The sequence below is a fragment of the Deltaproteobacteria bacterium genome, from assembly GCA_016208165.1.
In the GTDB taxonomy this organism is placed as follows: Bacteria; Desulfobacterota; Desulfarculia; order JACQYL01; family JACQYL01; genus JACQYL01.
This window is the reverse complement of sequence record JACQYL010000098.1, coordinates 1-13,883: the sequence shown is the minus strand read 5'-3', so window position 1 is coordinate 13,883 and position 13,883 is coordinate 1. Positions and strand designations below refer to the sequence as shown.

General features: G+C 53.2%; 10 protein-coding genes. 6 read left to right on the top strand and 4 right to left on the bottom strand.

Features of this window, described 5'->3' with window-relative positions; genetic code table 11:
- Positions 1-437: 437 nt before the first annotated feature.
- On the bottom strand, positions 438-2,666 hold the full coding sequence (locus HY788_18360) for a hypothetical protein (GenBank protein MBI4776110.1): 2,229 nt from the start codon (positions 2,664-2,666) through the stop codon (positions 438-440).
- Positions 2,667-3,420: 754 nt separating this feature from the next.
- Between HY788_18360 and HY788_18355 the strand changes: the two genes are divergently transcribed.
- From HY788_18355 to HY788_18345, 3 genes are all read left to right on the top strand, one after another.
- A complete protein-coding gene (locus HY788_18355) occupies positions 3,421-4,473 on the top strand; it encodes an HlyC/CorC family transporter (protein MBI4776109.1) in 1,053 nt (350 codons plus the stop codon).
- Positions 4,474-4,517: 44 nt separating this feature from the next.
- Complete coding sequence (locus HY788_18350; protein MBI4776108.1) at positions 4,518-4,904, top strand: methyl-accepting chemotaxis protein; 387 nt, start codon at positions 4,518-4,520, stop codon at positions 4,902-4,904.
- 367 nt (positions 4,905-5,271) lie between these two features.
- Entirely contained in the window at positions 5,272-7,509 is a 2,238-nt protein-coding gene (locus HY788_18345; protein ID MBI4776107.1) for a hypothetical protein, read from the top strand.
- A gap of 236 nt (positions 7,510-7,745) precedes the next feature.
- Here the strand turns inward: HY788_18345 and HY788_18340 are convergent, their stop codons facing one another.
- Positions 7,746-8,402: a PHP domain-containing protein gene (locus HY788_18340; GenBank protein MBI4776106.1), complete on the bottom strand. Its 657-nt coding sequence runs from the start codon at positions 8,400-8,402 to the stop codon at positions 7,746-7,748.
- A 180-nt stretch (positions 8,403-8,582) separates the two neighbouring features.
- Between HY788_18340 and HY788_18335 the strand changes: the two genes are divergently transcribed.
- Positions 8,583-9,155, top strand: a complete 573-nt coding sequence (locus HY788_18335) for a nicotinate-nucleotide adenylyltransferase (GenBank protein ID MBI4776105.1) — start codon at positions 8,583-8,585, stop codon at positions 9,153-9,155.
- A 158-nt stretch (positions 9,156-9,313) separates the two neighbouring features.
- Positions 9,314-10,156 (top strand): class I SAM-dependent methyltransferase, encoded by an 843-nt coding sequence (locus HY788_18330; GenBank protein MBI4776104.1) that lies wholly within the window; start codon positions 9,314-9,316, stop codon positions 10,154-10,156.
- Between the two features lie 77 nt (positions 10,157-10,233).
- On the opposite strand, the gene HY788_18325 is transcribed toward HY788_18330, so the two are convergent.
- A complete protein-coding gene (locus HY788_18325) occupies positions 10,234-11,940 on the bottom strand; it encodes a bifunctional sulfate adenylyltransferase/adenylylsulfate kinase (GenBank protein ID MBI4776103.1) in 1,707 nt (568 codons plus the stop codon).
- A 262-nt stretch (positions 11,941-12,202) separates the two neighbouring features.
- On the bottom strand, positions 12,203-12,613 hold the full coding sequence (locus HY788_18320) for a PilZ domain-containing protein (protein MBI4776102.1): 411 nt from the start codon (positions 12,611-12,613) through the stop codon (positions 12,203-12,205).
- 891 nt (positions 12,614-13,504) lie between these two features.
- On the opposite strand from HY788_18320, the gene HY788_18315 reads away from it, so the two are divergent.
- The coding region (locus tag HY788_18315) for a class I SAM-dependent methyltransferase (protein ID MBI4776101.1) at positions 13,505-13,883 on the top strand (379 nt) is incomplete at its 3' end.

Genomic DNA, 13,883 nt, shown 5'->3' with positions numbered 1-13,883 from the left:
AGGGGATCCCCCGGCATGATGTTCCCGGGCAGAGTTTGCGGAGGAGCGGCAATCCAGACCCTGTTCATATTAGTATTGCTGCAGTCACTTATCAATCTTCTTACGTCGTACTGCGGTGACCCAAAAAAACAAAAGTGGGTTCAGCGCTTATGCGCCCCCACTTTTGAGAGGAAGGATAAGATTAATGCCCGCCCTGTTCGGATTATTTAGGGCGGTGAGCACGTTCGATATTCTAAAAACCAATAAGCGTGCCACTTAGCGTTTCAGGTAACTCCCCGGATCTCTGGCACTTATGCGCGGCCAGGATTGTGTCTGAACGGTCCGATTCGACCACTGGCGGGCGAAACTAACCACTTCGGGTAACCGGCTCTCTCTTCGCGCCGATTGCGGGTCTTTGGAAATTAACCGGGCGGATGGCAGAGAATGAGGGAACCCGATCATTCGATGTAAAATTCCAGGGTGGATAAGTTCCCAACGGAATTATGCACGTCAACGTCGAAGAACCCTGCTTCTATCCGATACATGCCGGGAGCGTCAAAAGGGGGCTCCGAAGTGGACGGCAGGATGGTGAGTAACTCGCCTGCAAACGTGAACCCTGCAGGGATGTTGACCGACGCAAGCATGGGAGCGGAAGCAGGATGCCATCCCGAGCCGGTCAGATAGTACACTTCGCTCAGCGGCGGAGGAGTGAAAAGATACAAATAGAAGGCTACCTGAATCGATGGTCCCTTGTTTTCGACCCAAGCCGTGATGTGAATCGTATCCGAAGACAAGTAGAAGCTGCGATCCGAAAGTAAAGTCACCCCCGGGCTTGGCAGATTTTGCTCCGCGTAACGCAGGATCGTTCCCGAATCACCCACCGCGAACAGGTCCTGGCGGCTATCGGCCCATACGCTTCTTACGGCAACTGAGGCCGGAAGGATGCTGGGTTGCCAGAGCGCACCGTCATGAAGGTGTCCGCTCCCATCCCTGCCCAGGACAAATAGACTCCTGAGCCCCGTAACACCTACTCCGATCAGGTCGATCGAGAGATTCGAAGGAAACGGCGACCATGTCTTGCCGTCAAACACCAGAATGGTTCCCGAATCGCCTACGGCAACAACATATTGAGAAAGCGCGGAGACTCGGATCCCGGTAATCGCGTTCAGGTCCTCTGAGGTACCAGAGGGTACCTGTTCCCATGAGCGGCCGTCAAACTGAAGAATCAATCCGCCTTGGCCGACTACAAATACCTGACCACGTTCGGATACCCAGACGTCGTTCAGGTCGACGTCTATGCCCATGTCCGGATGATACCATTCAAAACCGTCGTAATAGAGTACAACGCCGTTTTTCCCCACCGCATAGATGGCGTAATAATCCGTAATCGGCGGGCCGTAGACCGCGTTCAAATCCGACGTTACGCCGGATTCCATTGGCGCCCAGCCATTGTCTTGATTGATGAGTATGGTTCCTTCGGCCCCTACGGCGAGGGCGTATTCCCAAGGTGACGCCCAGACCCCGCGCAACTCGAGGTTGACTCCGGACTGCATAGGCGCCCAGGCGCCTCCGTCATAATGAAGAATGACCCCCCCCTTGCCAACGGCGAACACATTTTCCGGGCTGCTGCCGCGAATTGCATTCAAGTCGGATGTGGTAATCACGTTGGTGAGAGGGGACCAGGAACCCTGGTCATAACGATACATATGACCCTGGCTGCCCACGGTCAGAAGACCCGACGCCGGTGTTCCATGAATTGCGTTCGGCGTGAAATCCGGGGGAATGTCGATCCATGACCACGTTCCTTCGTGAAAAGACAGGACTCGATTTTGCCAAACGTCCAATACGGCCAGGGAACCATCCGGCCCTACCGATACCTTTCTGAATTCACTCCATGTGATGTCGCTCAAGCTGGGGTCGTACTTGACGAAACTCCAGGCGGCTCCGTCGTAGTTCAAAACCGTTCCGTCGGATCCAACGGCGTACCCATTGCCGTTCTCGTCGCCTCGTACGTCGAAAAGGGGACTATATGTACCGGTGCTCGATACACTCCATTCCCGCCCGTCATAGTGAAGAATGACGCCGTGGAGAGCTTGATTGCCGTACTGCAGCCCAACGGCCCAAACATCGGAGGGGCCGGTTCCCCAAATGGCGCGCAGTTCGAAGTCTTTCAGTCCGGTCGCCATCTTCAGCCAGTTGGACCCATCATACCTCAATATGACGCCTTCCAATGAATCTTGGGATCGAGATCGACCGACAACGAAGAGATTTTCATCCGAAGATCCCCAAACTCCGGTCAGATCGAAATTGAAGGCCACGGTCGTCATTCGGGACCATGTCTCGCCGTCATAGTGAAGAACCAGGCCTTGCTCCCCCACAGCATAAACGGAATCCGGACGCACTTCCCAAACCGCCGATAGCGTGTTCGAAACTCGTGAATTCCATGAGTTCCACTCGCCGTCCGCATACTGCAGAATCGTCCCCTTCTCTCCAACCAGGAATAAAGAGGATGAGGACGTACCCCCAACGCCGAACAAGGTATTTCCTTGGGGCCAGGGATTAACCCAGCTCCAGGTTCTCCGACCAATGTCGCTGTCGCTCAAATCGCCGAAAACGCTCTGTCCGATGCCCAAACACAGGAAAAGCGCGATGACGGCGTGCAAAAGATGTCTTTTTGTAAGATGCATCGCTCGCCTAATATTCCAATAATGATGGTTGAACGTAAGGGACTAAGAATCAGGCCATGATCCTACTTCGCCGCTTTCGTAATGGATGCAAAAACAATACCAGATCGAAAACCATTAAAAGGCGTTCCAGTAAGGGCGGTTTCAGGGTATGCTCTTTCATCCGGGTCCCGCAGGCGGTCACATCCAACCACTGTCGGCCGAACTCGACCGCTCACAGTTCAATCGCACCCATACCCTGTTTAGATGTACTACAATCAGTTTAACGGATCAAAGCCCTTGTGTAAATTTCATTCGCTTTTAGATGGCCTTTTCCAATCTTCACAACGCGCCGTGAGGCGCGCTCGGCCCCTTCAGATCCAGGGTGCGTCTTAGTCCGGAAGTCGAAGCCTCCCAAGGTGGCGCGGAATCGAGCCTTTCCTGTATGCAGTTCGAGACCGGCGGCATTTAGGCCAATGGTTTTTGGCCTTTAAACCGGATTTCGTTCTTGATATACATGCTATAGAGTGTCCACGGCAGGTTGTAACATAGACTTCTGCATTCCGATTCAAGGCGAGAGACGTATTTTTCGCCTGTTTTGAGCACAAGCGACCAAGAATTCCTATTTGCGTGAATTAGGCGCCGTCTGAGGGAGTAGCGCGGCGCCTTTTTGCTTATTGATGACGACGGAAAACATGGCTCTTCGTGTTGGAACCCTTCTATGGAATCAAGCGCGAAGGGTCTCCTGCGTTCTTGAAGCTTAAACAAGGAGCCCGGGATGACGGCTTTAGTGTTAGTGGTAGCATGCACCATACTTGTTTCCATGCAATGTTCACTTTATGAAGCGGTGTTGTATTCGACCAGAAGAACCGAACTGGAGGCGGCCGTCAAGAGTGACAAACATCCTCGACAGGCGAAAACCCTGATTAAGATGAAACAGACGATAGCGGGCCCTCTGGCCTCGATACTCATTCTGAACACTGTGGCCAACACGGCCGGAGCCACCTTGGCCGGATCCCTGGCGGCCGGTGTTTTAGGACCTCATTGGGTTGTGTCCTTCTCCGTGTGTCTGACCTTGGGCATACTCGTACTTTCTGAGATCCTACCGAAGACCGTGGGAGCCGTGCACTGGCGGAGGCTATGGCCCTATATCGTCACGCCGCTGCAGGCCATGAATATGCTGCTTTTCCCCCTGGTTTGGTTGAGCCTGTCGTTCACACGCTGGTTCACCGGCAAGCAGAAGGGCGCCGTTGTGACAGAGGAGGAAATCCTTGCCATGGTGAGATTGGGCGCCCGACACGGTGAAATCAGCGACATGGAAGGTCGGATGGTGGAAAATATTATCGGCCTTGAAAACAAAAGCGCCAGGGACATAATGACACCTAGAACGGTGATGTTTACACTGGATATTTCCCTATCCGTGGCGAAGGCGTACGAAATGGCCCATGATAAGGGTTTTAACAGGATACCCGTTTATTCGGGAACGGTGGAGAACATACAGGGATACGTTCTCACGAACGAGCTTTCCGGTAGACGCGCGTGGGAACACCCTGAGGAATCGATCAAATCCATCGTAAAGAAGGTTTCGTTTGTTCCGGAAAGCGCCAACTGCCTGGCCCTGCTCAACCAGTTTCTGAGGCGTCGAGAACCGTTGGCCATGGTGGTTGATGAATACGGCGGCATAGCTGGGCTGCTTACCTTGGAAGATCTCATAGAGACCATCATTGGAGAAGAAATCGTGGACGAAACGGACAGAGTGGTGGATCTTCAAGAGCAGGCGCGCAGCCGAGTGAAAGCATTTGCAAGGAAGAAAGATCATTCGAAAACATGAAAGAGAACGCTCACATACATCGGAATGTCTAAGGAGGTTGGCGGATGCATAGAATAAAATTGGCAAACAAAATGATTTTGGGGTTCCTGGTGGTGATTGGACTATGTGCGGGATACGGTTCGGCGGTTTTCTTTCAGGGAACGAATCAGATTATGGCCAGAGTGCCGAATGCGGATGCGGATTTGACGGCGCTAGTCGAAAGACTGCAGACGACGTCGATGGCCGTGGGAGTATTGGGGGCCATCTTGGGATGCCTGGTGTGTTTCTTTCTTGTCAGGCAGGTGGTCTCGCCGATACTGGCGATCAACGCGGCGCTGAAATCCTATTTGGAGAAAGGAAATCCCGTTCGAATCGAAATTCCGAACAAGGATGAATTGGGAATAATGGCATTGTACCTGAACGAGTTGCTGGCGGAAAAGCGGAGAGTTTAGAGCACCAATCGCGCCCGGGCGTCGGGATCGGGCTTGCGGCTTGGGATTGACGCGAAAAGAGGGAGCTTCAGGCGGCGTGCCGGCGCACGGCCGCTTTTCTCGCCAAACACGGCCTCGATTGAAGTGGGTTCTTGCCTTGGGTTGTCCCATATTATACAATGCAATACGAAAGCTTCGCCCAGTCTGTGTGAAGTGACCCGGGATCTGCCGAATCCAACAGCGGCATTAACGTTTTTTCCGAGTTAGGAGTCAGCTCGTGGATACGATCCAAGTAACGTGTTCATGCGGCAAGTCGTATAATCTTCCCGCAAGGTTCGCCGGCCGAAGGGGGAAGTGCCCCGCTTGCGGAAATCCGGTTCAGGTGCCTATGAGCGTTGTCTCTGATGATTCCGAATCCATGGCCGCGGATGCCAAAACATCTCGGCCGTCCCAGGACGTGCGTTCCGGGAAGAAGAGGCCGACGCCGGAGACGGACGCCGAACATGCTGAATCGGCATACGACTCCTCTGGTCAGGCTGAATCCTCGCCTTCGGAACCGGAGGAAGCCGCCAAGGTTAACTCCGGATGGAAGGATTCCCTACTTGCTTCATTTGCCAATCTGAAAGAGGCCGCTTTGGAGAAAGCGGAGTCGCTCCGCGGGTCGGCCCAGGGCAGCTCGAAAGCCGGCTCCCAAGGAGCCAAGAAGGAACCCGACACCAAAAAGCTGGTCCGGAATCTGAAATGGGCCCTGATCGTTCTTCCTGCAATCTGTCTGATCTTTCTGAGTTGGCTCTGGATAAAGGGCTCCCAGGCGGAAAAGGATTACCGGGAAATGATGGCGGCCACCCGGTATCAAGAAAATCTGAGGGTTGTGGAGGGCAAGTACCAAGACTATGTCTCCAAACATCCGAACAGCCGTCATACCGAGGAAATCGGGCAGGCATTGAAGGCACTACCGGATCGCATCGAAAACCGGGAATTCGAAAAGGCCGTGAAGAAGACCGAGGAACTGGGGGAAGATTACGAAGAGCAGGAAAAGACGTTAAAGGACTTCTTGTCCCTTCACCCCAGTGGAAAACATATGAAACAGGTCCGTGAGCTGCTAAAAGAAATCCCGGCAAAGATAGCCAAAAGAGAATTTTTCAGGCTAAAGGGTCAATTGGAACTTCCTATACAGGACCTGAAAAAAGCGGAGAACCTGGTATGGGAATACCTCACCAACTATCCCAAAAGAGGCTTCGAACAGGATGCCAAAGCGTTGCTGGAAGAACTTCCGAGTCGTTACGAGCAGCAGGAATTCAAAAAGCTGAACGAAGAAATCGAGCAGCTTGGGGATCGATACGAAGAAATGGCTCCGCTCTATAGTGCCTATCTTGGAAGGCACATGTATGGAGCGAATTACGCGGAGGTGCAAGAACGTCTGACAAAAATTCCCGATCTCATCGACGACAGGGATTTTCGTACGATTATGGATACGGAATGGGGGAGTCTCGATGCCAAAATGGAAGCCTTACGGGGATATCTGAAAACCCATCCTGAGGGGAAGCATGTTGCTGAGGCCCAAACACTGATTGACCGATATCCCATCGAGTACGCTCAGGAGAAGAAGGCGGAACTGGCCGACCTCGAGGAACGGGGGAGGTTGGAGGAAGCCATCGCACTCTGCCGTGAATTCATGAAAACGTACCCGGATCACCAGGATACTCCCTATTTCAAAAACGCCATCGTACGGTTTGAGCGTTTGCTGATTCCCCAAAGGGCCGGCGGCGACGCTCTGGCCGAGATCAATGCCTATAATTCGTTCATCCGTAGGTACCCTGGCCACGAGGAGACAGAAAAGGCAAAGCAGGAAAGACAGAAGCTCGTGGCTGAATTCGAGGAACGGACCTGGAGTGAGTCGTTGGCTCGGGCGGAGGCTGCATCGGGCGACCCCGCGGCATATAGCCAGGCGCTGAGCGATTACCTGCGTTTGTTTCCAAGTGGCAAATACGTCCAGGAGGCCCGAAACCGGGTGGCAAACGTGGAGGGGAAGGCTCGGACCGCACGCGCTGAGGACGAGTGGGCAAAAACCCTGGCCACGGCAGTGAGCGCAAGTAGTCCCAACGATGGCCTTAAAGTTCTGGAAAATTACTGGGCGACCAATCCCACCGGCGTTCACCGTAAGGAGGCGGAGCAGGAGATCATCCGTATCGAACTCAAGCGCTTTCAGAGCATGGCTCCTTTCGCTTCCGAGGAAGAACCCCAAAAGGTGAATCTAAAAGACGGCTCCAGCTTGACCGGCACGGTGCGCCGGTCGCCCAGCGGCCAAATCGCCCTGACGAGCCTGAGAGGCGATCGTTACTATCTGGGTCCGGATCAGATCAAGGATTTGGAGCTCACGAGCACTGCAAATATGATGCGCCGGTATAATGAAGACTTGAAGCAGTTGACTCTGAAGCGACCGGATGCTTACGCGACGCTGGCGGAATGGTGCGACCGGAATGGATTCAAGGAGAAAGCTCTTTTGTTGAGCGTGATGGCCGCCTATCTTAACCCGGCTGAGAGCGGAGCGGTTCAGCGGTTAAAGGAGGCGAAATTCACGTATGCGAACGGTCGCTGGAAATCATCAGATGGCCTCTGGAGATAGCAGACGCGGGAAGGTCAAGCGCTGAACGGGGTACCTTGACTGTCCTATGTTGAGGTCTACTGCTGTGTATCGCCGATGTGTACTTTTGTCTGTGCCCGGAAGGGAGCCGCTCGAAAGAATGCTGGGGTCGAAGTCTCGGCGGTGGTGAAAAAAAGCCTGCAACCGGTTTGTACCTTTTGAAGGTGCAGGGAGGCGGTTGGCCGAGGGCATTGCATGCCCATGGCGGATGGCTGCGGTTAGCCGAAGTCCGCTATCGCTTGCGGAATACGCTCTGCGTTTCCGGTTCCGAAAACGGAACCCGCTTGGGTCCGGCATTCAGGGGCGCAAAGGCCGTGGTTCAGTGCGAAAATAAGATCTTCCCGGCAGCGTACGGGCTCGGAAAAGTGGGTGACCATTCGACCCAGCTCATCCAGGCTATGGGCGTCGCTGCCGGCGCACTCATGCAAAGAATAGGATTCGCACCAGCGACTTGTTTGTCGGTTTTCCGCATCCAGATTGCGACCGTTGAAAACCTCGATAGCCCGGCACAGCCCCTTACGTACGAGGTACTCTCTGGTGGGCGCAACCTGCCTGCACGGATGAGCGGCCACCGCCGCCCCGCCACAGTCTCCCACCAACCTCAAAAGTGCAGGAGCTGAAAGCCCTGCCGGAAGGCCCTCGAAGGGGCCGAAGAGCAGAAAATGGCCTTCCGGCGTTTCGTATTCCATGCCGAAAATGACGCACAAACCGTCTTCCTGAACTCCTTCTTTGAGATGTCTGCACACTTCCATCGTACCATGATCCGTGATACAGACGCCTTCCAGTCCCATGCTTCTGGCATGACCCAGAATCTCGCTGAACTTAAGCCTGCTGCAGGGAGATATGACGGTATGTACGTGCAGGTCGAATCGCATGCACATATAATGGGTAGTACGGGATCAAAATGCAAATTGATTTTTTCCATACGCTCGTGAGGCTTGGATCGGAAAAACGAATACACATTCACTTTCCATAAAATCCATTGTATAGAATGCTACATCCTGACAGCGCCATAACAGGGTGGACAGACCACGAAAGGATCTCCAATCGGCACCATGGACGAATTATCCCAGATAGACGAAATGGGGGTGATTCACGGCAGGTTTCAAGTCCTGCACAACGATCACCTGAAATATCTGATGGCGGGGTTCCGGCTGTGTCGTCACCTTGTCGTGGGGATCACCAATCCGGACCCATACCTGACCAGGGAAGACAAAGCCGACCCGCTTCGGAGCGATCTTCTGTCCAATCCGCTGACCTATTTCGAGCGGTATCTGATGGTGAAAGCGGTGTTGAGGGAAAAAAGGCTGAGCCCCGAGCGTTTTTCAGTAGTGCCTTTACCCATCAACCTCCCCGAGCTATACAAGTACTATGTCCCCATGGATGCCGTGTTCTTTCTTACGATATACGACGATTGGGGAAGGAAAAAGCTAGAACTCTTCGAGTCATTGGGACTGAAAACACACGTGCTCTGGGAGGTTCCGCCTGAGCGGAAAGGGATCAGCGGCAGAAATCTTCGGTTACGGATGTTGGAAGGACGGTCCTGGGAGCCGCTGATTCCGAAAAGCGTGGCCGATCTGATGAAAGCCTGGGATATCCCTTCCCGACTTCGAATCGGAAAGACATGAGGACGAAACATTTTTTCGAGAAAACCCTTCGCGCATGGCCGCCCGTGAGAGCGCTCATGGATGAACGGGACGAGGCTCGCACCGAGCTGGAGGCTCTGCATGAGTCCCAGGCAAAACTGGCTTTGGAAGTGGATCGCCTGCGGGCCGAACTCCAGCGGATGAAAAACAAATACGAAGGCTTCGTTCCTCCCGGTCACTTCGCGTCCACGATTCCGAACCTCGATGAGATAAAAGAAGCAGAAGATCGGGTGTTTGGAATCCCACCCAGACGCATACCGGGAATTCGTTTGAATGAAGAACAGCAGCTCGAACTTCTTTCCTCGTTTACCGAGTTTTACGAAACAGTCCCATTCCCGAGGAAGCCATCGGAGGGATTCCGCTATTATTTCGATAATCCCGGCTATGGCTATTCGGACGCCATCTTTCTGTATTGCATGATCCGGCACTTGAAACCCAGGCACATCATCGAAGTGGGCTCCGGATATTCGTCCTGTGTTACACTCGATACGAACCGGCTTTTTTTTGACGATTCCATCGATTGCACGTTCATAGAGCCGTACCCTCAGCTCCTGTTATCGCTGATCGACGAGAAAGAGCGGCAGCGGATAAGCATTATTCCCCGGAAGCTTCAAGAGGTTCCGCTGGAGGTTTTCGAAATATTGGAGCCCAATGACATACTGTTCATAGATTCCACGCATATCGTCAAAACGTTCGGCGACGTAAACCGCGTCTTTTTTGAAATTCTTCCGGCCATTGCCTCGGGCGTGTTCGTGCATTTTCACGATATCTGGTATCCTTTCGAATATCCGAAAGAGGCGGTGTATCAGGGTGTGGCGTGGAACGAAATCTACGTGCTTCGGGCGTTTCTGCAGTACAACGAGGCTTTCCGCATCGTGGCGTTCAATACGTTCCTGGAACAACTTTTCCCCGAGCGGTTTCAGGAAAGCCTTCCCATGTGCCTCGAAAACAAAGGCGCCAGCATCTGGATTCAGAAGATGTAACGGCTCTGCGTGCTTACGTTGCCGTTCTCGCAGATCCTTGCAGGCCCCTATCGTCTGTCTGTCCTATCCGAAGAAAGTCATCGTACGTATCCCTGTTCCTCGAGAAACAAAAGGACCTTTTGCGCTGCCTCGATGGGATTGAATTCCCGAGTATCGATGGTGATTTCCGGATTGGCGGGCGGTACGTAGGGATCATCAATGCCGGTGAATCCTTTGATTTTTCCGGCTCTCGCTTTTGCATAGACCCCCTTTGCGTCCCTGAGTTCGCAGGTCTCCAAAGGCGTGGAAAGGTAGACCTCGATATATCCTCCATATTGCGAGATGAGTTCCCGATTATGTCGTCTCGACTCCTCGTAGGGCGCTATGGGTGCGCAGATGGCGATTCCGCCGTTCTTGGTAATCTGGCTTGCCACGAATCCGATCCTTCTGATATTCAAGTCACGGTGTTCTTTGGAGAAATCTAATTCGCTGGACAAGTTCTTCCGTACGATATCGCCATCCAGAAGCGTCACCGGTCGGTCTCGCATTTCCATGAGTTTAACCAGGAGTACTTTGGCCAGAGTCGACTTGCCGGATCCGGAGAGTCCCGTGAGGAAAATCGTGAATCCTTGGGCGGACTTGGGAGGAAATGCGAGCTTGAGTTCCGCCACCACTTCAGGGTAGGTAAACCACTCCGGAAGCTTCAGATCATTTTCCATTCTCCTCAGCAGCTCCGACGGAGACAGCTCGCTCGGCTGCATCTCGGCGCCCAGTTCCTCCGGGGAGACGAACTCCGCTTTTTCCTTCACGTAAACAAACGGTTCGAAGGGGACCATTTTGATCCCTGTCTCGGATTCGTACTCCTCGACCAACTTCCGGGCGGAATGGGGAGGATAAAATCGTTCGGTCCCCGACTGCCCGGCAAAGGGATCGGCGTGATCTCGAGCAACGAGAAAATGGCTGCAGCCAAAATTCTTCCTGACAATGGCCTGCAACAAGGCTTCCCTCGGCCCGGCTTGAATCGAAAACGAGGGCAGAAGCGCCAACATGATAAGATTCTTGGGGAAATTCCTTAGGATTTCGAAGTAACTTCGAACGAGCGCGTAATACCTGGGCTCTCCCGGATCGCCGAGCCCAATGCTGGGATGAATCAGGATACTGCTGTTGGCTTCTCGCGCGGCAGAGAGTATGGCTTCCACGTGAGAGCGATGCAGAAAGTCTTCGGCATGAAATCCGAGCACATTTCGCCATCCGTTTCGCGAAAACCGGCGATGCACTTCCGGCGGTGTGAGCCTGATTTCGTTGAAATCATAGTGAAACGGGAGCTGGATGCCTTCCAGGGAACCGCCCACATACCATGAACCGGTTTCATCGAAGAAGGATCTGACTCCGGGGTGTTTCTCAGGGTCCTCGGTTCCCCAGATACGCAGAGCTTCCTTTCTCAAGTCAGGCTTCCACAGGCTCTTCACCTTCAAGACGGCAAGAATGAACCCTTCTTCATCACGCAGGGCGATCCTCTCGTTCTGGGAAAGCGATTGCGCGCTTTTCTCGGAGATATCCAAACAGATGGGTACCGGCCAGACGGTGTCGTCACTCAGCCTCTGGAAATCCAATACCCGTTCATAATCCTCCTGTGTCAAGTAGCCCGTCAGGGGATAAAAGGCGCGATTGAGCAACAGTTCCAGGTTGCACAACTGTCGCTTGTTTAGATGGATCGAGGGGTACCGCACTGCCTCTGCTTTCAAACTCTCCATGCGCCTGAAATGAACGAGAAGGCTCTCTGAGTGGTTTAGGCTGTCTTTCATGATGCAGGCTTTTGACCTTTCCTGAGGATTCAAGGTTTCCTATTTCTTTATCACATCCCGGATCGGACTAAAATGGTTTAACAATCACCGTCATGAAAAGGGTCGCCGGGAGTTGGCTCTCTGGGTGCTTATTTCTGCGTTGAGGCTTGAACGAGGGGTATGGGAGGGAGTGAAACATACTACAACGATCCACAGTGCAGCGCGGACCTTTGGTCAGGTCGAAAGTGGAATGGCCCTCTGTTTTCTGAGGGCCACAAGCATGTTACGCATCGTCTATCCGGAAGGTCGACTCGCGTGCCGCGGTTCGATTCTCGATAAACCGTTCTATTCCGGTTTCCTGTTCTCTCGTCAGATGCTGAAACTCGAGCCCAGCCCTTCGTGACTCGAGGATAATGCCGTCCGCCAGAGGGGCCAGAGGGATATCATAGACGACCAGGCACTCGAGTTCCCGTACGATGCGCCCCGCACCACTTACGAATAGATCGACCCTAATGACGGCCTTGGAGGTAATGTCGTCATTGAGCGGGAAGTACTCACATCCCAGCCCTCCCCTGCTGATATCCTTAACGATTCCTACGGACTTGAATCCCGGACTCCACATGGCGAGGGTGTCCGCGTCGGGCGGAAAACGGCGCGATCTTCGTTTGTCTGAATTGTCTTGGAGAGAAATCATACCAAACGCTCTACCGGCAATCGGCATCGAGCACCCGCCGCAGGGGTGCTCGCAGACTCTACTCGTGTCGGCGGTAAACAGCCTGCTTACTGTGCGACGTGCCGAGAGCGTTGGGCGGAATTGTTGGTGAGCTACCAGGAAATCAGAAGCCCCCGATCCTTCCCGGCTATTTCAGCCGGCATAAAGCGGGAGCACGCCCGCAATCCGCAGTTTCAAAGGCTAATGTTGGACCTCTCCCCCATGCATCATAACCGGCATCACACACGCTGAATAAACTAAATGTATACTATCCCCAAATGCTTAAATCTGCAATGTTTTTTTTTAACTGTAATACATTTTTCAGAGGCCAAGATCAACATGACCATGCAACCTCGTGGATTCAAACGCATCGATCTTCCTGGATTCGGTGTGCCCGCCCGGAAAACTACACGACCCGAACAAAACCGGGGAGTCAAAGAGCGTAGTCTGCGCATTGGTTCCTTCGCGGCGCGGACAACCGATTGCCCGGGCCGCCTTCCGGCAAACACCATTGATATGTAGCCTGCATCCGGATATAACAGGTGCGTGCCGTGCCGAAATCGAATGAACCTTCAGGGAATCAAAGGACCGTACGACTGGGAAAAGCTCGACTTCCGGAGCTGCACCGAACTACATACGTTGGTGAAACACTCTCTGTAGGATGCGCGAACACTACGATGTTCTTCCCGAAACCTTAACCACGCCTCGCAGGTGGTGCGGTTCATGCTCGAACAGTCTGCGGGAAATCCGGGAATACTCTTTGAAGTCTTCTCGGGAAAGTGGAATTGGGTCTATGGTTAGCCCGTACTGTAACCCTTTGAGCCCACGTTTTTCCCGAACGGTTAACTCGATCCAGTAACGCGGAGTAGATAGATGAGTGGGGATGGACCCTCGGGTGCGGAGTTCGATTTGCTTCCACCTCAAAGAATGATCGATTTCGTAGGAGAAGGCGATTTCAAGGTCGTCGGAGAGACCTTTCTCACCTACTTAAAGAATTTGGCAGGTCTTAAGCCTCATGAAGCCATACTGGATTTAGGATGCGGCTGCGGCCGAATGGCCATACCATTGACTCGATACCTGAATGCAGAAGGCGCCTACCGGGGCTGCGACATCTACAAAGAAGGCGTGGAATGGTGCACTCAACATATCGCTTCGAAGTTCCCGAATTTTCGTTTCGAATGTGTAGATATTTACAACAAAAGATACAATCCCGATGGGAAGGAATCTGCTTCCGTATTTCGGTTTCCCTACA